Origin of the sequence: Flavobacterium sp. YO12, from assembly GCF_004119495.1 — a bacterium.
Classification (GTDB): domain Bacteria; phylum Bacteroidota; class Bacteroidia; order Flavobacteriales; family Flavobacteriaceae; genus Flavobacterium.
In genome coordinates this window covers 1-22,393 of sequence record NZ_NRQU01000068.1, presented here as the reverse complement: position 1 = coordinate 22,393, position 22,393 = coordinate 1, and the positions used below count along the sequence as shown (strand labels likewise).

General features: G+C 32.4%; 14 protein-coding genes. 9 read left to right on the top strand and 5 right to left on the bottom strand.

The features are described 5' to 3' along the window. Nucleotides 1-448: 448 nt before the first annotated feature. The 3 genes from BOW55_RS17630 to htpG all read right to left on the bottom strand — a co-directional run bounded on the left by BOW55_RS17630 (nucleotide 449) and on the right by htpG (nucleotide 4,127). The gene (locus BOW55_RS17630; RefSeq protein ID WP_129025405.1) at nucleotides 449-1,165 is read right to left on the bottom strand and encodes a DUF4369 domain-containing protein; all 717 of its coding nucleotides are present in this window, start codon (nucleotides 1,163-1,165) and stop codon (nucleotides 449-451) included. Between the two features lie 129 nt (nucleotides 1,166-1,294). Further along, complete coding sequence (locus tag BOW55_RS17625; protein ID WP_129025403.1) at nucleotides 1,295-2,122, bottom strand: hypothetical protein; 828 nt, start codon at nucleotides 2,120-2,122, stop codon at nucleotides 1,295-1,297. 121 nt (nucleotides 2,123-2,243) lie between these two features. Beyond that, nucleotides 2,244-4,127 carry a molecular chaperone HtpG gene (htpG, locus tag BOW55_RS17620; RefSeq protein WP_129025401.1) on the bottom strand — a complete coding sequence of 628 codons (1,884 nt, stop codon included), beginning with the start codon at nucleotides 4,125-4,127 and terminating at the stop codon, nucleotides 2,244-2,246. Nucleotides 4,128-4,330: 203 nt separating this feature from the next. On the opposite strand from htpG, the gene BOW55_RS17615 reads away from it, so the two are divergent. The 3 genes from BOW55_RS17615 to BOW55_RS17605 all read left to right on the top strand — a co-directional run bounded on the left by BOW55_RS17615 (nucleotide 4,331) and on the right by BOW55_RS17605 (nucleotide 6,612). Further along, complete coding sequence (locus tag BOW55_RS17615) at nucleotides 4,331-4,837, top strand: lipocalin family protein (protein WP_164975061.1); 507 nt, start codon at nucleotides 4,331-4,333, stop codon at nucleotides 4,835-4,837. A gap of 23 nt (nucleotides 4,838-4,860) precedes the next feature. Continuing rightward, the gene (locus tag BOW55_RS17610; protein WP_129025399.1) at nucleotides 4,861-5,556 is read left to right on the top strand and encodes an OmpA family protein; all 696 of its coding nucleotides are present in this window, start codon (nucleotides 4,861-4,863) and stop codon (nucleotides 5,554-5,556) included. 105 nt (nucleotides 5,557-5,661) lie between these two features. Continuing rightward, a complete protein-coding gene (locus tag BOW55_RS17605; RefSeq protein WP_129025407.1) occupies nucleotides 5,662-6,612 on the top strand; it encodes an ABC transporter ATP-binding protein in 951 nt (316 codons plus the stop codon). 61 nt (nucleotides 6,613-6,673) lie between these two features. On the opposite strand, the gene BOW55_RS17600 is transcribed toward BOW55_RS17605, so the two are convergent. Further along, on the bottom strand, nucleotides 6,674-9,085 hold the full coding sequence (locus tag BOW55_RS17600; protein WP_129025397.1) for a prolyl oligopeptidase family serine peptidase: 2,412 nt from the start codon (nucleotides 9,083-9,085) through the stop codon (nucleotides 6,674-6,676). Nucleotides 9,086-9,351: 266 nt separating this feature from the next. Between BOW55_RS17600 and BOW55_RS17595 the strand changes: the two genes are divergently transcribed. Both BOW55_RS17595 and BOW55_RS17590 read left to right on the top strand, forming a co-directional pair. Beyond that, entirely contained in the window at nucleotides 9,352-10,359 is a 1,008-nt protein-coding gene (locus BOW55_RS17595) for a 3-oxoacyl-ACP synthase III family protein (RefSeq protein ID WP_089055930.1), read from the top strand. A 117-nt stretch (nucleotides 10,360-10,476) separates the two neighbouring features. Continuing rightward, nucleotides 10,477-11,148 (top strand): copper homeostasis protein CutC, encoded by a 672-nt coding sequence (locus BOW55_RS17590; protein WP_129025395.1) that lies wholly within the window; start codon nucleotides 10,477-10,479, stop codon nucleotides 11,146-11,148. Between the two features lie 92 nt (nucleotides 11,149-11,240). Here the strand turns inward: BOW55_RS17590 and BOW55_RS17585 are convergent, their stop codons facing one another. Beyond that, nucleotides 11,241-13,661 (bottom strand): TonB-dependent receptor domain-containing protein, encoded by a 2,421-nt coding sequence (locus BOW55_RS17585; protein ID WP_129025394.1) that lies wholly within the window; start codon nucleotides 13,659-13,661, stop codon nucleotides 11,241-11,243. A gap of 324 nt (nucleotides 13,662-13,985) precedes the next feature. Here BOW55_RS17585 and argS point away from each other — a divergent pair, with 324 nt between their 5' ends. The 4 genes from argS (at nucleotide 13,986) to BOW55_RS17565 (ending at nucleotide 22,102) form a co-directional block, all read left to right on the top strand. Beyond that, complete coding sequence (argS, locus tag BOW55_RS17580) at nucleotides 13,986-15,764, top strand: arginine--tRNA ligase (protein WP_129025392.1); 1,779 nt, start codon at nucleotides 13,986-13,988, stop codon at nucleotides 15,762-15,764. A 333-nt stretch (nucleotides 15,765-16,097) separates the two neighbouring features. Then, nucleotides 16,098-16,808, top strand: coding sequence for a hypothetical protein (locus BOW55_RS17575; protein WP_123872417.1), 711 nt, complete (start codon nucleotides 16,098-16,100; stop codon nucleotides 16,806-16,808). Between the two features lie 657 nt (nucleotides 16,809-17,465). Continuing rightward, the gene (locus BOW55_RS17570) at nucleotides 17,466-20,657 is read left to right on the top strand and encodes a SusC/RagA family TonB-linked outer membrane protein (RefSeq protein ID WP_129025390.1); all 3,192 of its coding nucleotides are present in this window, start codon (nucleotides 17,466-17,468) and stop codon (nucleotides 20,655-20,657) included. 11 nt (nucleotides 20,658-20,668) lie between these two features. Continuing rightward, entirely contained in the window at nucleotides 20,669-22,102 is a 1,434-nt protein-coding gene (locus BOW55_RS17565) for a SusD/RagB family nutrient-binding outer membrane lipoprotein (protein ID WP_129025388.1), read from the top strand. The last annotated feature ends 291 nt before the right edge of the window (nucleotides 22,103-22,393 follow it).

Below are 22,393 nucleotides of genomic sequence, written 5' to 3'. Positions count from 1 at the left end.
TTTTATAGCGGTTTTGGAAATCAATCCTGAAATATATAGTATCTCAGCAGTCGAAAGCGACGGCTGTGTTTTAGTTTTTAGCTGTTTTAAAGTTGTTTTTTATTCTTTATATACAGAATGCCTTCGAATGAATAAAGTTCTTTAGAAGCTTTTATTTTGTTGAGATATGCAGAAGTCTTGGGCTAGAAAGAGACTTTAATTGGTACTGGTAATCTCTTTTGGGTATTAATGAAGTATTCCTTTTTCTTAATAGGAATTGATGTAAAGGTAGTTAGTGTCTCTAGCAGGAGCATTTTAAGAAACAAAGTAATATGCGCCTGTAACTTTGTAAGGTGATTCAATAGGGAGTTTAATTGGTACTATTGAAACTAATGATTCTTAGTTTTTAAATTTAGTGTATAAAAAAAGGTCCTGAATATTTCAGGACCTTTATGAAATATATCAAAAATTATTTTTGTTCAGCCTTTTTGATTTCGGCTACATATTTGGTGAGTTTTTTTCCGTAAAGCGATTTTGCTACTTTTGGAGTCATTGTTTTTTGAATCGTATCAAGAAATTTAACATTTATATCATAAATTTCGGCTAAAGCAATATAAGGTGCTACTTCATAATCTTTATTGTTAATAGCGAAGTTTGTTGCATACAAATATTTTCTTTTAATATTTGCTTGTTGTTTGGCATCTATACTATCTATTGCTTTTTGATCTTGTCTTTTTATCGCTTTGAATTTCGACGCTACCATAGTAAGGTTTTCATCTATAAAACGAGAGTTTATTTTTTGATACTGCTCATATAATTCCTGATTTTTTGATCCAGTGATTTTTGCACTTGCAATAAAATTATCCAGATTAGTTTCGATATTGATATTTCCTGGTTCTGCAAAAAATAAAATATTATTGTCTAAAGAATTTGATGTACCACGATCTAGAAATAAATACAATACTTCTGGTGATTCTAATTTTAGATCTCTTTCAAATGCTGAATTTCCATCAATTTTAATGCTGTCAATTGCAACAAGGGATGTGTCGGCAAATCGTTGAATGTAAAGGGTTCCGCTTTTTAAACCTTTTATATTTCCAGTTATATGTAAGTTGTCAGCAGATTCTTTTTTGCTGCATGATGCAAGTAGTGCAAGAGTAACAAAGGCAATAATTGATTTTTTCATTAGTTTTTAGATTTTGGTGCAAAATAAAGAAAATAGTTTGAATGTAATGAATGGGAATTAAATTTTAATAAAAAAAATCCCAATTTATTTCTAAACTGAGATTTGTATATATTTTTAAAAATGAATCATTTACATTGATAAAATGTAGGCTGTTCCATTTTCATGTGTGTAGGTGTATTTCGTGTCACACTCTAGATTTCCATAATCAATAACACCATTTAAGGAACCGCCGGTAATTTTTAATTTTCCCTTAGAAATAAACTCGCAAGAGTATTTTTTAATTAGAGTTTCTTGAACAGTCAATGTTAGAGATCCTCCTTTATCAGTTGTTATAGTATGTGTTCCTTCTGGCATTTCATAAACGTTGTCTTCGAGAACAAATGGAGTGTCAACACCAGCTGTTTGTTTTACTGTAACGATACCTGAGTTTGGATAAACTCTTCCTGTTAAATCAGTTAGTTTGCCATTAATTACTTTTCGGCTAAATTGCGGTACAGTAGCTACCGTGGTAGTATTTGTGTATTCAATTGTTCCTTCTAGTTTGAGGTTATTTATGGAATAATCAATTCGTTCAATAGTCATTTTGCTTCCTGTGGCTGTTACTGGGCCAGAAAGAGTAATTTTTAATTTTCCTTTTCTAAGTATTTGATTACTTGTACAACCTGAAGTACCATAATCAATATTAAAAATCTTTGGATAAGAATCTTTATTAGAAACCTCGGTTACGACATTGGCACAAATCACGGGTACACTTTCGGTGGTTTTGCTTGTTGAATTGTTATTTGAAGTTACTGCTAATCCGGTTTTTATGTCTATGTCGTTGGTAGCATCAATTAATACTGATGCGCCAACAGCACTCGTGTCTGTTTGATTTGAGATGTCATCATTGCTTGAACATGAAATGTAGAAAAATGTAGAAATGCAGATTACTGCAAAGAGAAAAAAAGTTTTTTTCATAGTAGTTTTGTTTAAGGTTAGATTAATAGGGTATTCAAATGTAATAAAAAAAATGTATCACAAAAAAAAATCCCACAGCATTGTGCTGTAGGATTTTAGAGTGAGTTTTTTTTAGAAAAGATTATTTAATCATTTCGAAACTTCTTTTTACAAAAGCGGTTAAAGCTTCACCTTTTAATAGATTTTGCGATAATTTAGCTAAATCTAATGCTTGTTTTACCAAGTGCTCCTGATGTGTTTTGTCTTCAGTGTTTAAGATGCTTGTAGCTAAGTCAGAATTAGTGTTTACAACTAAGTTGTACATTTCTGGCATATTGTTCATTCCAAACATTCCGCCGCCGCCGCTTTGACTCATTTCTTTCATTCTACGCATAAATTCTGGCTGCGTAATGATGAATGGTGCTGCTTGGCTGTCCATAGCTTCAAGTTGTACGCTATATGCTTTTGGAATATAAGCTTCTAATGATGTTTTTAAAGTTTCTTTTTCTTCATCAGATAATTTTGAAATTGTGTTTTCATCTTTTTTGATTAAATTATCAATATGATCAGAGTCTACACGAACAAAAGTTAAATCTGTATTGTCGTTTTCAATTTTCTGAATTAAATGCGAAATAATAGGCGAATCTAAAAGTAATACTTCGTAGCCTTTTTCTTTTGCAGTTTCAATATAAGAATGCTGTTCTTCTTTGTTTCCTGCATAAAGAACTACAAGTTTACCATCTTTGTTAGTTTGGTTCTCTTTTAATTTTTCTTTTAATTCTTCTAAAGTAAAATAAGTATTATCTACTGTTGGATACAAAACAAATGCACCCGCTTTTTCGTAGAATTTATCTTCAGAAAGCATTCCGTACTCTAAAACGATTTTAATATCGTTCCATTTTGCTTCAAAATCAGCACGGTTTTCGTTAAATAAAGCTTTCAATTTATCAGCTACTTTACGAGTGATATAGTTTGAAATTTTCTTAACGGCACCATCAGCTTGTAAGCCTGAACGTGAAACGTTTAACGGAATATCTGGTGAATCAATAACACCTTTAAGCATCGTTAAAAATTCAGGTACAATTCCTTCTACGTTATCAGTAACGTAAACTTGGTTTTGGTATAATTGAATTTTATCTTTTTGGATCTGCATGTCAGAACCTAATTTAGGGAAATATAAAATCCCAGTTAGGTTAAACGGATAATCTACATTTAAGTGAATGTTGAATAACGGCTCTTCAAACTGCATTGGATACAATTCTCTGTAGAAGTTTTTATAATCTTCATCAGATAATTCAGATGGCTGTTTTGTCCAAGCTGGATTTGGGTTATTAATGATGTTGTCAATTTCGACAGTTTCATTTACATAATCTTCTGGAGCATTTTCCGGTTTAGGAAGAGTTTCAGTTCTTGTTCCAAATTTAATTGGAATAGGCATAAACTTGTTATACTTATTCAATAAGCTGCTGATTTTAGAATCTTCTAAAAATTCTAAAGAATCTTCGGCAACGTGAAGAATGATTTCTGTACCACGCGAAGTTTTGTCAGCCGGTTCTAAAGTAAATTCAGGGCTTCCGTCGCAAGTCCAGTGAGCTGCAGGTTCATCTTTATATGATTTAGTAATGATTTCTACTTTTTCTGCAACCATAAATGCAGAATAAAAACCAAGACCAAAATGCCCAATAATTCCAGAATCTTTTGCAGAATCTTTGTATTTATCTAAGAATTCTTCGGCTCCTGAAAAAGCAACTTGATTAATGTATTTTTCTACTTCATCAGCAGTCATACCTAAACCTTGGTCGATAATGTGGATTTTTTTTCCTTCTTTATCAACTTTGATTTCAATAACTGGATTTCCGTATTCAACTTTGGCTTCGCCGATGCTTATAAGATGTTTTAATTTTAAAGTGGCATCGGTTCCGTTTGAAACCAGCTCACGAAGAAAAATTTCGTGGTCGCTGTATAAAAACTTTTTGATTAAGGGAAAGATGTTTTCTACCGAAACATTAATTTTACCTGTTGTCATATTTTTTAATTTTTTGAGTTTAACTTGATGATTTTCATTCTGTCAAATAAAATACCAATTGCTTTTAAGATGACAAATTGTCGCAAGTGTTAATTTTGAAAGAAAATAAATGGATTCTAAAACAAATTTTGTCGGCACGAATCGTATATTTGTGGTATAATAATTGTTAAACGAGTAAGTATTAACTTAAATAATGTAACAAAATGAAGAAAATTATTTTCATTTGCATGGTTGCCGCTACGTTTTTTGCGTGTAAATCAGCTTCGTCTACAACAGCTTCTTCTAATGAAGCACCAACGCTTTCGACTAAACTTGATCGACCGACTCAAGTTGCACTAAAAGGAAATTGGGTACTTACTAATGTGTCTTATCCAGGCTCTGATTATATCAAAGTAACTTCTTTTGATCTTGCAGATTCTAAGTGTTTTATAGGCAGTACTTGGAGTTTTATTTCAAATAATAATAAAGGTACGATGGCTTTAACATCTCCAAGCTGTACTGGTTTTACTTCTCCAATTGTTTGGAGTATTAACAATCAAGGACTTTTTGTACTTAAAATTGTTGATCCGGGAACAAAATCAAAAAATGTTAAATCAGGATATTTACTTAAAGTTGCAGGACTTACTGATAATTCATTTCAGTTAATTGACAACATTAATGTGGGCGGACAAGTAAAAGATGTTACTTACCAATTTCAGAGAGCTAATTAATTTATAATAAAAAGGGAAAAAAAATGAAAAAGATAACAGTTTTAGGATTAAGTAGCTTACTAGTATTAGTTAGTTTGTTTACAAGCTGCGACTCAGTGCAAAATGCAAATAATACACAAAAAGGAGCAGGGATAGGAGTTGCTGCAGGAGCTCTTATTGGTGGTATTCTAGGAAATAATTTAGGACATGGCGGGAATGCTGCTTTAGGCGCTGCTATTGGTGCTGCTGTTGGTGGTGGAACTGGTGCTCTTATTGGAAACAAAATGGACAAACAGGCTCGTGAAATCGATCAGGCTTTGCCAGGTGCAGATGTTGAAAGAGTTGGTGAAGGAATTCACTTAACTTTAAACGAAAATGCGGTTCGTTTTGATACTAATAAATCGACGCTTACTCCTCAAGCTAAAGCAAACTTAGATAAATTAGTTCCTGTATTTAATGACTATGGTGATACTGATATTCAAATTTTTGGTTATACAGATAATACTGGTAAACCAGAATATAACTTGACACTTTCAGGACAAAGAGCTGCTTCTGTGCAAGCTTATTTAGTTTCTAAAGGATTAAAATCTAGCCGTTTCAAAACTTCAGGTTTGGGTATTGTTGATCCTATTGCAACAAACGATACTCCAGAAGGAAGAGCTCAAAACCGTCGTGTAGAATTTTCTATTACTGCAAATGACAAAATGGTAAATGATGCAAAAGCAGAAGCTGGAAAGTAATTTCAGATAAAATAAAATATAAAAAAAGCTGTTTCTTAATTGATGCAGCTTTTTTTTTGACATTAGAAATTAAACATTGTAAATTTGGACTTTCAAATACAACCCATGCTTGACATTCAGAATATCTCTTTTACGTATACCGATAAACCCGTTATTAAAGACGTTTCTTTTACTATAAACAAAGGCGAGAATATTGCTATTATTGGAGAAAGCGGCTGCGGAAAAAGCACGCTGCTTAAACTTATATATGGTTTATATAATCTAGACGAGGGAAAAATGTTTTATGGTGAAAAACCAATTTTAGGACCAAAGTACAATTTGATTCCAGGTATGCCATTTATGAAATATCTAGCGCAGGATTTTGACTTATCTCCATATGAAACGGTTGCTGAAAATGTGGGTAAGTTTCTGTCGAATGGTTTTGCTAATATGAAAAAACTTCGTGTTCAGGAGTTGTTAGAGATGGTAGAAATGGAATCGTTCTCTAATGTTAAAGCAAAATTTTTGAGTGGTGGCCAGCAGCAGCGAGTGGCTTTGGTAAGAGTTTTGGCTCTAGAACCCGAAGTTATCTTGTTAGACGAGCCTTTTAGTCAGATCGATGCTTTTCGTAAAAATGCTTTGCGTCGTAATTTATTTCGTTATTTAAAGCAAAAAGGAATTACCTGCATTATTGCCACACATGACAGTACAGATGCTTTGTCATTTGCAGACGAAGCAATTGTTATGCGTCACGGAGAAGTAATTGTTAAGGATAATCCAACAAAAATATATGAGGATCCTGAAACAAAATATGTGGCTTCATTGTTTGGTGAAGTAAATGAAATTGCAACGCATTTATTACTTCCTTACGAGGATGAAACACATAAAACATTAGTTTATCCACATCAATTTAAAATGGTTTCAGAATCAAAACTTCCCGTAAAGATTAGAAGAACTTATTTTAGAGGAAGTCATTTTTTGATTGAAACGGTTTATAAAAGGCAGCTGGTGTTTTTTGAAAGTGAAATAGATCTTCCGTTAGAGCAAGAAATATTTCTTGGTTTAAATTACTTGTAAAATACAAAACCCGATAGATTTTAAATCTATCGGGTTTATTTTTATAATCGATTATAGAGATTTATTTTTTTAAATACTTTTCTAAAAACTGATCTTGTTCCCAAAGTAAGTGTAGAATATTTTCTTTAGCAACATAACTGTGTGATTCTTTCGGTAAAATTACCATTCTTGCAGGAGCAGCCAAACCTTTTAAAGCTTGAAAATAACGCTCAGTCTGTAAAGTAAAAGTTCCAGGGTTGTTATCTGCTTCACCGTGAACTAATAATAATGGAGTTTTCATTTTATCAGCGTTCATAAACGGTGACATCGTATTGTAAACTTCAGGAACTTCCCAATAGTTTCTTTGTTCAGTTTGAAATCCAAATGGAGTAAGCGTTCTGTTGTAAGCACCGCTTCTCGCAATTCCGCACGCAAATAAGTTAGAATGCGTTAGTAAATTTGCTGTCATAAATGCACCGTAAGAATGTCCTCCAACAGCCACTTTTTTACGATCGATATAACCTAATGCATCAACAGCATCAATTGCAGCTGCAGCGTTGTCTACTAACTGAGAGATAAAATTGTCATTTGGTTCTGTTTTTCCTTCTCCAATAATTGGAAAAGCAGCATCATCAAGAACTACATATCCTTTTGTAACCCAATATACAAATGATCCATAATATGGAAATGTAAATTCGTTAGAGTTTTGAGTTGATTGACTTGCACTGTTTCTGTCTTTATATTCAGCAGGATAAGCCCAGATTAATAAAGGCATTTTCTCTTTTTTAGCTTTATCATAACCAACAGGAAGGTATAAAGTTCCAGAAAGCTCTAATCCATCTTTACGTTTGTATTTGATTACTTCTTTACTAACATCTTTAATGCTTTCAAATGGATTTTTAAAAGCAGTAATAGGTGTTATACTATTTTGTTTTTTGATGTTTCTAAAATAGTAATTTGGATATTCACTCTTAGATTGTATTTGAACTAAAACTTTTCCAGTTTTGAAGTCTTCAATTTCGATTAAATCTTCTTTTTTGTCTTTGTATGGAGAAGTATAAATACGTTTTGATTTTAAAGTTTTTAAATTGAATTCATCAATAAAAGGGAACTGTCCTTCTTTTGTATATCCGTCACCAATTCGGTAAGCATTGTCTTTTTCGATCGCTAAAACTTGTTTGTTGTATTCATTCTTTTTAGTTTCAAAAACTCCTGGATCTGAATAAACATCTTGTTGGTTTCTATCCGTAACTACTTTTGGCTGCTGTCCCGGATTTGAAGGATCGATTAGGTATGTTTTAGTGTTACGAGTGTCATACCATTCGTCAGTAATAAAAGCAATATTATCGTTCCCCCAAGTAATATAACTATAGCGTTGAGGAAGCTTTACTAATGTTGTTGCATTATTTGTAAATGGAGCTTCCCATAGAAAAACTTCATCTCTAAAATCTACTTTGTTAGCTGGATTACCTTCGTCTAAAGCTTCTACATAAGATAAAGTTGCAGGTTTGTCATTTCTCCATGCCATTTCTCTTTTTCCTTTGCGAACAGCCATAAAACCTTTTGGCATGATTTCGTTTAAAGGAACTTCGTTAACCGTTTTAATTTCTTTTCCTCTTAAGTCATAAACAACTGTTTTAGATGGAAATCTGTTTAATGGAACTACGTACGAAAAAGGTTTTTGAATAGTGGTCAGCATTATGTAATTACCATCTGGCGAAATTCTTTCACCGGCAAACATAGCTGCTTCTTTATATAAAGTGGTATCTCCATTTAGTTTTACTTTATATAATTCAGATGTTATTATGTTTTCAAAATTAGCCTCATCATTTTTGTTTTTCAACATATCAGGATAAGTTCTATTTTGAGATTTTTCACCAGAAGTGTTAGAGATAATTGGGCCGGTTGGTAAATCTTTTTTAGAGTCTAATAGAGGTTGTCTGTTTTTTGGAAGCATTTTTACCAAAATAGTTTCATTGTCTAAAAACCAGCTGAAAGGATTTCCAAGATTTGCATTTACGGTTGCTTCAGTAAGTTTTGTCGCTTGAGCTGTTGCAATATCTAGTACCCAAAGTTCAACACCCGAGTTTGTGGTGTGAGAGAATAAGACTTTTTTGTCATTTGGCGACCAAAGTATATTACTGATTTTAGGATTGCTTGGCAGTCCTGAAACCTGAACTTCATCTTTTCCATTTATTTTTCTAACTTTAAGATTAGTTACATAAGTAACCGTACTTGAAATATTAGTAATAGGATTGATTCTTAAACCAGCTAAACGAAGTTCTTCTTGATTTAAATCATCAAGCGTTTTGTATGTATTTCGGTATAGCAAGAGCATGTTTTCTTTTTTTGTATCCATAGATACGGTTGGAGCTCTTTGGTAATCGGCTAAATCTAGAATAGATTTAGAGGGTTTTTGATACGTTAAATTTTCTTGTGCAAAAGAAAATAAACCAAGGTGTAAAAGTAAGAATAGAGTAACCTTTAATTTCATGATTTGGATTTTTTGGATTTGAATTAAGAACACATAAAAATGTTTGTCTAAGATACAGTAGTCTTGTTACATTTTATAGGTTATTTTTCATTCTTTTCAGTTATTTGTTCAAAATGATGTTTAATTGAGAATTAAATGTTTTTAAATAGTCTTATAATTAAAAGATATTAAACTGATAATTACGAAAAAAAAGACTAATTTGTATGCTAATTTTTTAAAGTATACTTAAATTTGCATTCTAAATTTTTAACAAATAATAAAAGAATATGTATCATTCAAAAATAGCGGGCTTAGGATATTATGTTCCTTCAAATGTCGTGACAAATGATGATTTGTCTAAGATTATAGATACCAATGATGAATGGATTCAGGAACGTACAGGAATTCAGGAAAGAAGACATATCATTCGTGGAGAAGATACTACAACTTCAATGGGAGTGAAAGCTGCTAAAATTGCAATTGAGCGTTCTGGTGTAGCCAAAGAAGATATAGATTTTGTGGTTTTTGCGACATTAAGTCCAGATTACTATTTTCCAGGACCTGGAGTTTTAGTACAACGTGATTTAGGATTAAGAACGGTAGGAGCTTTAGATGTTAGAAATCAATGTTCTGGATTTGTGTATGCTCTTTCTGTTGCAGATCAGTATATTAAAACCGGAATGTATAAAAATATTTTGGTAATAGGTTCTGAAGTGCATTCGACAGGACTAGATATGACAACTCGCGGACGCGGGGTTTCGGTTATTTTTGGAGATGGAGCGGGAGCAGCTGTTTTAAGCCGTGAAGAAGATTTGACGAAAGGAATTTTATCAACACATTTGCACTCAGAAGGACAGCATGCCGAAGAATTGGCTTTGCAGGCGCCTGGAATGGGAGCGCGTTGGGTAACAGATATTATTGCAGATAACGATCCGAATGACGAAAGTTACTATCCGTATATGAACGGACAGTTTGTATTCAAGAATGCAGTAGTTCGTTTTGCAGAAGTAATAAATGAAGGTTTAGAAGCAAATGGTTTGCAGGTTTCAGATATTGATATGTTGATTCCACATCAGGCAAATTTGAGAATTTCACAATTTATTCAAAATAAATTCAAATTATCAGACGATCAAGTTCATAATAACATTCAAAAGTACGGAAATACAACCGCAGCATCTATTCCAATTGCTTTGACAGAAGCTTGGGAACAAGGTAAGATTAAATCTGGAGATACTGTAGTTTTGGCTGCTTTTGGAAGTGGATTTACTTGGGCTAGTGCAATCATCAAATGGTAAATTAATTCATCTTGCATTATATTTTGAAAACCTGCTTCATTTTGGAGCAGGTTTTTTTATAAATTGCGTATTTAAACCTGTTAGGTTTCTTTTGACGAAAAATAGATTTAAAATAAAATGAAAAAAAATCAACTAGAAATAGCCTGTTTCAATTATGAATCGGCAATAATTTCACAAGAAAATGGTGCTGACCGAATTGAATTATGTGATAATATGCAGCTTGGCGGAACAACTCCAAATACTATAACAGCAGTAAGAGTTCGTGAAAAGCTGAATATAAAAATGCACGTAATTATACGACCACGCGGAGGAAATTTTGTTTATACCGATGATGAGTTTGTCGAAATGAAACAAGACATAAAACAGTTTAAAAAACTAGGAGTTGACGGTTTTGTTTTTGGAATATTGAATGAAGATGGAAGTGTAAATAAAAAACAAAATCAAGAGCTGGTTAATTTAGCAGGTTCACTTTCGTGTACTTTTCACCGTGCTTTCGATGTAGTTAATGATTTTGAGCAATCGCTTGAAGATGTTATTGCCTGTGGTTTTAATACAATTCTAACTTCTGGACGAGGAAAAAATGTTGAAGAAGGTATTTTTGATTTGGTATTGATACAAAAGCAGGCAAAAGATCGAATTGAAATTATGCCCGGCGGTGGATTGCGATCTTCGAATATTAAATTGCTTCAAGATAAATTAGCGCCGACTTTTTATCATTCATCAGCAATTACAGATAATACGGAAATAGCAAATCCAGAAGAAGTAAAAGAGTTAAAGTACTTTTTGTAGCTAAATAAAAAGCCTGAAGTTGGCAAACTTCAGGCTTTTTTTCTACAAGAAATTATTTAAAAAATATTAAAATAGATCTAATAAAAGCGGGATTAGAACATTCCGCCGCCGCCTTTATTAGTGTTATCTTCTCTTTGCTTACGTTGTAAGTTTTTAATCTTAGCACCTCCAAAGTTATACGTTAAGCCTAAATAAACGGTTTGGCTTTCCCATGTAAATTGTCCCAATTGCGGGTAAGGATACATTGTATCAAAAGCATATTTCATTGTATTGAAAACGTCATTAAAACGTAAACTTATATTCATTTTGTTGTTTAATAAAGTATAACGAGAACCTATGTCCATTTTATACATTTCGTGGCTGTTGTTTTGAAGTCCGTCTGTAGCACCTCTATAGAAGCCAAATAGTAAAAAGCTTAAACGTTTGTTTACTTTAAAGTTTGAATTCATACGACCATTAAATGCTGCAACCGTAATTTTTCGTTCAAGCGGATTACTTTTTTTAGTTACAGGATCATATAAAAATACGATTCCCTCTTGGTTAATGCTCGAAAAGTCGATAGATGGTTGGATATCCCACCATTTTGTAATTTTATAATTAAACGAAGCTTCAAAACCGTAAGCAGTATTATTATCGTAGTTAGTAAAAGTCATAATTTGTTTCTCACCACTTGCATCTGCTGGGTCTGGATATAAAATTCTGCTAATTTGATCATTAATGCTTCTTACGAAAACACCTGCAGTAAAACTTCCTTTTTCAAGTGTTTTTGTATAATTTACCTCTACAGAATTGGTAAATTGAGGTCTTAGTTCAGGATTTCCTAAAGAAGTAACTAATGGAGTTGCAAACTCACGAATAGGTTTTGTCTGCTCTAAACTCGGACGGTCAACACGACGGCTGTAACTAAATTGTAAAGTGTTTTTCTCATTTAAGTTATACGTTAAATAAGCAGATGGATATAATGTGATATAATCATCATCAAATTTATCTTTACCATAGTTCAAATTTGCCGCTACTTTATAGCTTTCAAAACGAGCCCCAACTTGATAGCTGAATTTTTTAAATTTTTGCCCAAAAGTTACATATGCAGAGTATATATCAGTATCATAAGTGTAATTTGAAACACGATCAGCAATTGGCATTAAAGGATTTCCGGTTGTATAATCGTTATCTGTTCTAGTAAGTCTGGCTTCAGCACCAGCTTCAAGTGTCGTTTTTTCGTTTAATGGATTTACGTAATCAAGGTTCAAAGTGGTTAATTTTCGTGTACCTTTTATGTAATCATTGAAAATAATATCACTTGAAGTGTTATCAAGTTTAGTCGTTTTTGTGTCAAAAGAAGCATATTGATCTTCTTTATTATCACTATAATTTCCTTCAAAATCTAAAGTGTGTCCTTCTTTTTTAAAGATGTGTTTGTAGGCTAAATTATAAGTTCCAACTTGATCAGGCCCTGAATATGATGATTTCTGAAAGATGTTGTAAATATCAGAATCCGCCACATTATTATAATCAATGTCAGTATTTACAAAACCTTTACCATTAGATTTATTTTGGTTCGTATAAATAGACAAAGTGTTATGATCATCAATTAAATAATCCATACCAATTTTATACAAATAAGAGTCGTTGTCATTTAGAACGTCGATATTTTGTACAATATCTTGATCTAATCTTCTCATAAAACCTTCATTTTGATATTTACCAAAGTTCTGTCCAACATTTCCAAAGAAATTTACTTTTCCAGTTTTATAATTTAAGTCTAAAGATTGGTTGTATTTTGCAGTTTCTCCAAAAGTAATACCTCCACTGTAACTTCCATTAAAACCAGTATTCGCATTTTTGTGCAAAATGATATTGATGATTCCAGACATTCCTTCTGGATTGTATTTTGCACTTGGGTTTGTAATTAACTCAATTTTTTTGATTGAAGTTGATGGAATTTGTTTTAACAATTGCGCTGGGTCGATATTTGAAGGTCTTCCGTCAATTAACACACGAACATTATCATTTCCACGCAGCGAAAGTTTTCCATCCTGATCTACATTTACAGACGGGATATTGTTCATAATATCTGATGCAGAAGCGCCGGCAGTTGTTAAATCTTTACCAACATTAACTACTTTTCTGTCGATTTTTTGTTCGATTGTAGAACGCTCAGCAACAATGTTTACCCCTTTTAATTGAGTTGCTTCTTCTTCAAGAGAAACATTTACAGTTGCAGATTTCTTGTTTTCACTTAAAATGATTGAACCAATATATTTTCTAAAACCGATATATTGAATTTCAATTGTATAACTTTTTAAAGCTAAGTTTTTAAAAGTAAAGTCTCCGTTGTCATCTGTGTTTACGCCCGATACAACTTTTCCGTTATCTTTAATAGATACTGTAGCATAAGAGATAGGCGCGTTATTAGATTTTTCAGTAATTTTTCCAGAGACCGTTCCTGAATTTTGAGCTTGTACTGTCGAGATTACACCTAGTAATAACAACAGAAAGAATTTTAGTTTCATAATGTGATAATGATTATTTTGATTGATTGATGATGTGCTTGTTTTTGTTTATTTTACTTTTTTTGTTTTTCATAATAAATTCGAAGTCCCTTATTAAGACTCTTTAGTCAGCGATATGTTACAGAAAAAAAGTTAAAAAAATATGTGATTTTATGAATGCTTCTGTTTTGTAAGGGATTAAGGTTTTTATTTTTTGATAATTTTAACACTTGAAAGCAAGAAGGTTTTAAGAAATTCTAATAGTTATATAGTATTTTATATGTTATTCATTTTCTGTTATTGATGAATAAGCAGTATCTTTGCTCACTTTAAAAATAAGTTTACATGTCATTATCACAAATTCTTACACCTTCTATACAAAAAGCAATACAAGCATTATTTGACGTTACAGTTGATAAAATCGAATTTCAAACTACTAGAAAAGAGTTTGAAGGCGATATTACAATGGTGATTTTTCCTTTGGTAAAAGTTATTAAAAGCAATCCTGCAGAATTAGGTAATAAAATTGGAAATTATCTTGTTGAAAATGTTTCAGAAGTTGCTCGTTTCAATGTGGTTTCTGGTTTCTTGAATATTGTAATAGCAGACAGTTATTATTTGAATTTCTTTAATGATATAAAAGACAATTCTAAATTTGGATATGTAACTCCAAATGCTGAAGATAAAGCAATTATGGTCGAATATTCTTCGCCAAATACAAATAAGCCTTTACACTTAGGTCACGTACGTAACAATTTGTTAGGATATTCTGTAGCTGAAATTATCAAAGCATCAGGAAAAAAAGTATATAAAACACAAATCATTAACGATCGTGGAATTCATATCTGTAAATCGATGCTGGCTTGGGAGAAATTTGGAAACGGCGAAACTCCCGAAAGTTCAAATTTAAAAGGAGACAAACTAGTTGGTAAGTATTACGTTGAATTTGATAAAGTTTACAAAGCAGAAATTAATCATTTAATAGAAACAGGTAAAACCGAAGAAGAAGCAAAAAAACAAGCGTCAATTATTATTGAAGCGCAAGAAATGCTTAAAAAATGGGAAGCTGGTGATGAGAAAGTTATTGCACTTTGGAAAAAAATGAACCAATGGGTTTATGACGGTTTTGCTGTCACATATTCTAACCTTGGCGTTGACTTTGATAAATACTATTACGAAAGCAATACTTATTTATTAGGGAAAGATGTTGTTCAAGTTGGTCTTGATAAAGGCGTTTTTGAAAAAGATCCTGACGGTTCTGTTTGGATTGATTTGACAGATGAAGGTTTAGATCGTAAAATTGTATTACGTTCTGACGGAACTGCTGTTTATATGACGCAAGATATTGGAACAGCGATTCAGCGTGTAAAAGATATGCCGGATGTAGGCGGAATGGTTTATACCGTTGGTAACGAGCAAGATTATCATTTTAAAGTTTTGTTCTTAATCCTTAAAAAATTAGGATTTGATTGGGCGTCAAGCTTATATCATTTATCATACGGAATGGTTGATTTGCCTTCTGGAAAAATGAAAAGCCGTGAAGGAACTGTTGTTGATGCTGATGATTTGATGCAGGATATGGCAGATACCGCAAAACAGATCTCTGAAGATCTAGGGAAGTTAAATAGTTACTCTGATGAGGAGAAAGCGAAATTGTATAAAACAATTGGTCTTGGAGCATTAAAGTATTATATTTTAAAAGTAGATCCTAAAAAACGTATTTTGTTTAATCCTGAAGAATCTGTTGATTTTGCTGGAAATACTGGTCCGTTTATTCAATATACTTATGCAAGAATCCAATCAATCATACGTAAAGCCGATTTTGATTTTTCGGCTAAATCACAGATTGAAGAGCTGCATGAAAAAGAAAAAGAACTCGTAAAACTAATCGAGCTTTTTCCTGAGATAATTCAAAATGCGGCACAAAATCACAGCCCGGCATTAATTGCAAACTATACCTATGATTTAGTAAAAGAATATAATTCGTTCTATCAATCAGTTCATATTTTAGGTGAAGTAGATTTAATAAAAAAAATATTCAGAGTGCAGCTTTCACAAAAAGTTGCCGAAGTTATAAAATCTGCATTTGCGCTATTAGGAATTGAAGTTCCTGAAAGAATGTAGTTGAATAAAACCTATTAAAAAGCTGATAATTGGAAACAATTATCAGCTTTTTTTTTGAGTTAATTTGATAGCTGGTGTTTTGAAAAATGTAGAAAAGTTAAAGCTATTGTTAGAGAAATGTTATGAATTGTATGCCTGAATTTTCGTGTAAAAAAAATAAATTATGGCTTGTATATATCGTTTTTATAATTATGTTTACAGTTAGGAAAATGATTGTCAATTATAATTAAAAATACAAATATTTTTTAAGAAGTTAATCTTCCTTTTGTGTTGTCAAAATAAAGCGAGGAAGCCGAAAATCGTAAGAGTAGGCACAATTCTAAAACCAAAACAATGATTAAAAAACCGTTACTTTTTATGATGCTTTTTGTTGCATTTACTGCAGTGAAAGCACAAAATTTAATTTCCCCATCTTATGGGTTTTCACACAGTAAAACAGCGTATATAACTTTAGCTGACGGAACTGAAATTAATGGAACTATTAGAGATATTGACAGAGACAAAGGATTAATTGAATTCATCAAATTGCAAGATGGAGCTGGAAAAAAACACAAACTAAAACCAGAAGATATTAAGTTTATGTATTTGCCGCCAAGCGGACTTGATAATTTAGGAAAAAAACTAAATTTTCTTGAAGATTTCAAAAAGTGGAATGATGAGAAATTAAATCAAGATTTCTTAAACCAAGGTTACGCTTATTTTGAAACTGCTGACGTAAAAGTTAAAAAGAAAAACTCAAAATTATTAATGCAGCTTTTAAATCCTGGATTTAGTAAAGATGTTAAAGTATATTGCGATCCTTATGCAAAAGAAACTACATCTTTAGGAGTAGGAGGAGTTAAATTTGTTGGTGGAGATGCAAAATCATACTATGTTGCTAAAAAAGATTCTCCAGCATTTTTATTAAAGAAAAAAGATTACAAAAAAGAATTTCAACCATTATGGGGAAGCTGTCAAAAAGTAATTTCTGATAATCCTGAGCCAAAATGGACAGATTTGACTAAACATATCGTTACTTATTCTGAGTGTGTTGATCCAAGTTAATATTTAACAACAGCATTCTTTAAATTGTATAAAGCCAATAGTTGAAAAACTATTGGCTTTTTTATTTCGTTACTACAGTAAAAAGAGTAAATAAGGATAAAATAAGTTTTATTTTATGTTTAAATTTTTATATTGTAGGAAAACACTTTTATTTTAATTATGTTTGCTTCAGAAATCAAGAAACAAATCTTATTTGATAATGTAAGACTCCCTTCTTACAATTATGATGTTTTGTTCTTTACAGCGAAACAACTATCTCTACAAAAAAAAATCCGCTTTTTTGTTATCTAGTGTAGGATGAGAATATCTTCCTTATATTCATTTTGGTCTATATTGAATTAGTACCCTATTAGTGCGAAATGGTAAGGAGTTAAGAGCCGTCTAAAATTTTTAGACGGTTTTTTCATGTTTGATACAGTGGTTTTCTATTTTGTTAAGTGTATTATTAAAAATGTAGTTATTTTATTAATAGACGAGATTCTTTTCTTTTTTCTGTCCAGTTTAATATTATTTGTAAGTTATTATTTATTTTTTAACTAAATAGAAAATTTATTGTAGTATTAGTATTTCATTATGTAATGTTAAAAGACATATAAAACTTGTTAAAATTATTTTAATTTTATAAGTTCGACCCCAATAATTCTAAACAAAAAAATAATGAAACAAAAATTAAAAGGATTAGTGATCTTCTTTTTTGTTCTTAGCATGCAATTAACATTTGCGCAAGAAAGAACTGTTTCCGGAAAGGTTTCTGATAATGCAGGAATGGTTCTGCCAGGTGTGAGTGTGCTGGTTAAAGGAACTAAAAACGGAACACAAACGGACTTTGACGGTAAGTTTTCTATCAAAGCATCATCAAACCAAGTATTAGTATTTAGCTATTTGGGAATGAAGACTCAAGAAATTGCAGCAAGTTCTTCTACTATTAATGTAAAAATGGCAGATGGAGGTGCACAAGAATTGGAAAGTGTTGTAATTACAGCATTAGGGGTTAAGAAAAGTATACGTGCGCTTGGATATGCTACGCAAGAAGTAAAAGCGGCCGATATTACTAGAGGGAATAATAATAGTCTTGCTGGTGCCCTGCAAGGAAAATTAGCAGGTGTGTCTATTACGCCATCAAGTGGTGCTCCTGGAGCTTCTTCACAGATTATAATTCGTGGAGCTCGTTCTTTTACAGGAAATAATACTCCTTTGTATGTTATTGATGGTATGCCTGTAGCATCTCAAGCAGATTTCAGTACGAAAAATGGAGTTACAGGAGCGGATATTGCAAACAGAGCGGTGGATATTGACCCAAATGAAATTGAGTCGATAAATGTTTTAAAAGGACAAGCTGCGTCTGCTCTATACGGACTAAGAGCTTCTAATGGTGTAATTGTAATTACTACAAAAAGCGGAAGAAATTTAGCTCAAGGTGGTAAGCCGGTTATTACTTTTAATACCTCTACAAGTTTTGAAACAATTTCAAAAAAGCCTGAGACTCAAAATGAATATGCTCAAGGTTCAAATGGAATATTTAACCCAAATGCTTCGACGAACTGGGGGCCAAAAATTTCAGAATTACCTAATGATCCTGTATATGGCGGAAATATAGCTAATACGCTTAATGGCGGAGTGCTTAAACCTGGAAAATATTATGTGCCTCAAAGAGCGAAAGCGGGCTTAGATCCTTGGGTAGTTCCTAAAGCTTATAATAATATTAATGATTTTTTTAAAACAGGATTTACAATTAATAATTCATTGAACATTTCTCAGGCAACAGAGAAAACTAATTATTCATTTGGTGTAGGAACTTCAAAGCAAGATGGTATTATTCCTGAAACAGGGATGAATCGATATACTGCAAAAGCTGTTGTAGATACAAAATTAAATAATGAGTGGAAAACTGGTTTCTCATTTAACTATGTAGAAACTAAAATAAGTAAAAGTACATCAGCAAATGATGGCGCTATAGTTGGAGTATTTGCAGCTCCAAGAAGTTATGACTTAAAAGGAATTGGTTACGCTAATCCTGCTAATCCATACGATCAAATCTATTACAGACCAAGTGTTTTCAATAATCCTTACTGGGCTGCTAAAAACAATGAATTTAGCGAAAAAACGAATCGAGCTTATGGAAATGCTTACATTCAGTACTCGCCAATTATAAGTTCAGATGGAAGTCAAAAATTAACAGTTAAGTATCAAGCTGGTGTAGATTCTTGGACAACCAATTATAGAGATGTTTTTGAATTTGGAAATAAACTTGATTTATCAGGACAAAGCAGCAGTGCACATCTTTATGGGACAACGAATGATGTGATTAATTCTTTATTGACATTAAACTACAACATAAATATTACTAAAGATCTTAATTTAAATGTTTTGGTTGGAAATGAGTACAATCATCAAAACACAAAAGAATATGATGATCTTGGAACAGCTTTCAATTTTGGAGGCTGGGCAACAATTGCTAATGCAAGAACAATAACCGCCGCAGAATATCGTAGACAAAAACGTACTGTTGGTTTTTTTAGTAATGCTGAATTATCATTCAGAAATATGCTTTTCTTAAGCGCAACTATTCGTAAAGATATTGCATCTAATATGCCAAGAGGTAACAGAAGTTTTGTTTATCCGTCAGCATCTTTAGGTTTCGTAGTAACAGAGCTTGAAGGTTTAAAAGGAGGTTCGTTTCTTTCTTATGCAAAACTTAGAGGATCGATTGCTCAAGTAGGACAAGCAGGAGATTATGTTGGAAATTATTACACAAATCCGCTTTATAGTGGGGGATATTGGTCAGGGCAGCCTATACAATATCCACTAGGAGGAGTTAGTTCGTATATACCTAATAACATACAATATGACCCGAATTTAAAACCACAAAATACAAAATCGTATGAAGTTGGGGCAGATTTAAAGTTTTTCAATAACAGAATTGGAATTGATTATACTTTCTCTAAGCAGAATTCAACAAATCAAATTTTTAGTGTTCCATTGGCAGGTTCGACAGGAGCAAGTTCACTTGTGACAAATGGCGGAAAAATGCGTAACGATGTGCATGAATTATCATTAATGGTAAATCCAATACGTACTACAGATTTTAACTGGACATTTAATGTGAACTTTTCTAAAATTGATTCGTACGTAGAGGCATTGGCAAATGGTGTTGATAACATCTTTTTAGGAGGATTTGTAACACCGCAGCTTAGAGCTAGTGTAGGAGATCGTTTTCCAGTTATTTACGGTACAGGCTTTGCAAGAGATGCACAAAATAATATTATAGTAAATGCTCAGGGTCTTCCTGTTGCAGATGGAGAATTAAAAGTTCTGGGAGAAGTTGCTCCTAAATTTACTTTAGGAGGTTCTACTCAAATCACGTACAAAAGAGTTTCACTTGGAGCAGTAGTGGATTGGAAAAATGGAGGACAAATGTACAGCGGATCCAATAACTTAATGAATTTTTACGGTGTAGATGCAAGAACTGCAGACAGAACATCTCAATTTATATATCCAGGTGTTAAAGCAGACGGAACTCCAAATGACATTGTTAGAGGAGGTGCTTCAGATCCTAATGGTGCACAACAATTAGCGGCAGCTTTAAATGGTATTGCAGAATCTGCAGTTTTCGATGCAAGTTTTGTAAAATTAAGAGAAGTTACTCTTGGGTACCAATTTCCTAAATTATTAAACAATACTGTTGATCTTAGAGCTTCAATTTTTGCAAGGAACATTTTGTTATGGTCAAAAATGCCAAATCTTGATCCAGAAGCAACACAAGGAAATAACAACTTTTCAGGTGGATTTGAACAATGGACCATGCCGCAAACGAAGAGTATTGGTTTTGGGATGAACTTTAAATTTTAATAAAAAAACAAATGAAGAATATAAAAATAACATTAAGTGCTATAATGGCTCTATTCTTATTTCAAGCTTGTTCTGAGGACAAGATGGATGATATAAATAAGAATGTCAATAATCCAGCTGATATGGCTACGCGATTAGTGATTACAGATGTCATGGTGAACTCTGCTTTTTCAGTAACTGGTTCTGATGCCTCATTTTATGCTGGAATATACTCTGAATTAAATGCAGGTAACCATAACCAAATGTATAATGCACAAGTTAGACGAGCTGAGCCGCAATTATCATCTACTTATAATAATGGGTGGGGCAATAGTTATGAGCAAATAAAAACATTACGTATAATTATCGACAAATGTTCAACGGGTGAAGAAAAAGGAAACTATCAAACATTAGGTATAGCTCAGATATTACTAGCTTATAATTTAAGTGTTCTTACAGATCTTTTTGGAGATGTACCTTACACAGAAGCTGGACAAGCAGGAATAATATTTCAACCAAAAGTAGACAAACAAGAAGCTATTTATTTGGAGATCTTTACCAAATTAAATGATGGTATTGCTAATCTAAACAAAACTACAACTTATGCAAGTTTAGGAAATCAGGATGTTATTTATGGGGGAAATTCAGCAAAATGGATAAAAGCAGCTAATGGTTTATTAGCAAGATACACTATGCGATTATCACTTAGAAAAGCCGATTACCAAGAAGTTATTAATTACGTAAATGCTTCTTTTGCTAATGCAGACGATGAACTAAAACTTGTAAATGCAGGTGTTCCGAATCCTTATGCCAGAGTTCAACTAGATCGAGGTTTTATATGTGTCGCAAAAAGTTTTTATGATACAATGTTAGCTAATGGGCCTTCTGATGCGCGTACTGCTTCATTTTTTACAAAAAAGAACGGTTTGGTCGTTCCTTTTGATAATTCAAAAGAAGATGTTGAAGGACAAGGTGTGTATTCTATTTCGGCACTTATGAGTGAAAAAAATCCGATTTACTTACTAAGTTACCACGAATTACTATTTTTAAAAGCTGAAGCTGAAGCTAGATTAGGTCTGCCTACGGCTCAAACAACGATGAATAATGCTATAAAGGCTGCATACACCAAAAAGCAAGTTGTAACATTTACAACTGCTCAGGCAGATACTTATATAGCTTCGATAGGAACGTTAACAGGTGATGCCTTATTGAAAAAAATAATGCTGGAAAAACATATTTCTTTCTACGAAAATGAAGGTATTGAATCTTACAATGACATTAGACGTTTGCAAGCAATGGGTAATGGAAGTTTTATTCCTATGGTAAATCCAAAACCTGAATTATTTCCACAAAGATTTGCGTATGGTCAATCTGATGTTGCTTCAAATTCAAATATTAAAGACCTATACGGAGACGGTTCATACGTTTACACAGAAAAAGTGTGGTGGGCTGGAGGTACTAGATAATAGTATTTATAAAATCAAAATAAATTTAAAAAGAGCATTCATCTTATAATGAATGCTCTTTTTTTGTTATGATTATTTTTAATGAATGACATAGTTTATTTTTTCTGATTTATAGCATGTTGTGTCAGTTTTGGGTTTTGAATGTTTGATTTAGGCTAAACTAAAAGGAGTAGTTATAAATTATTGGCTTTTTATGCTGCTAATTTAACTTATAGTGGTGTTTTGTCAGTTAATTCTTTCTTAGATTGTGCTGGTAATTTGTAGAGTAGGTTTTAGTTGGTTAAGAGAATG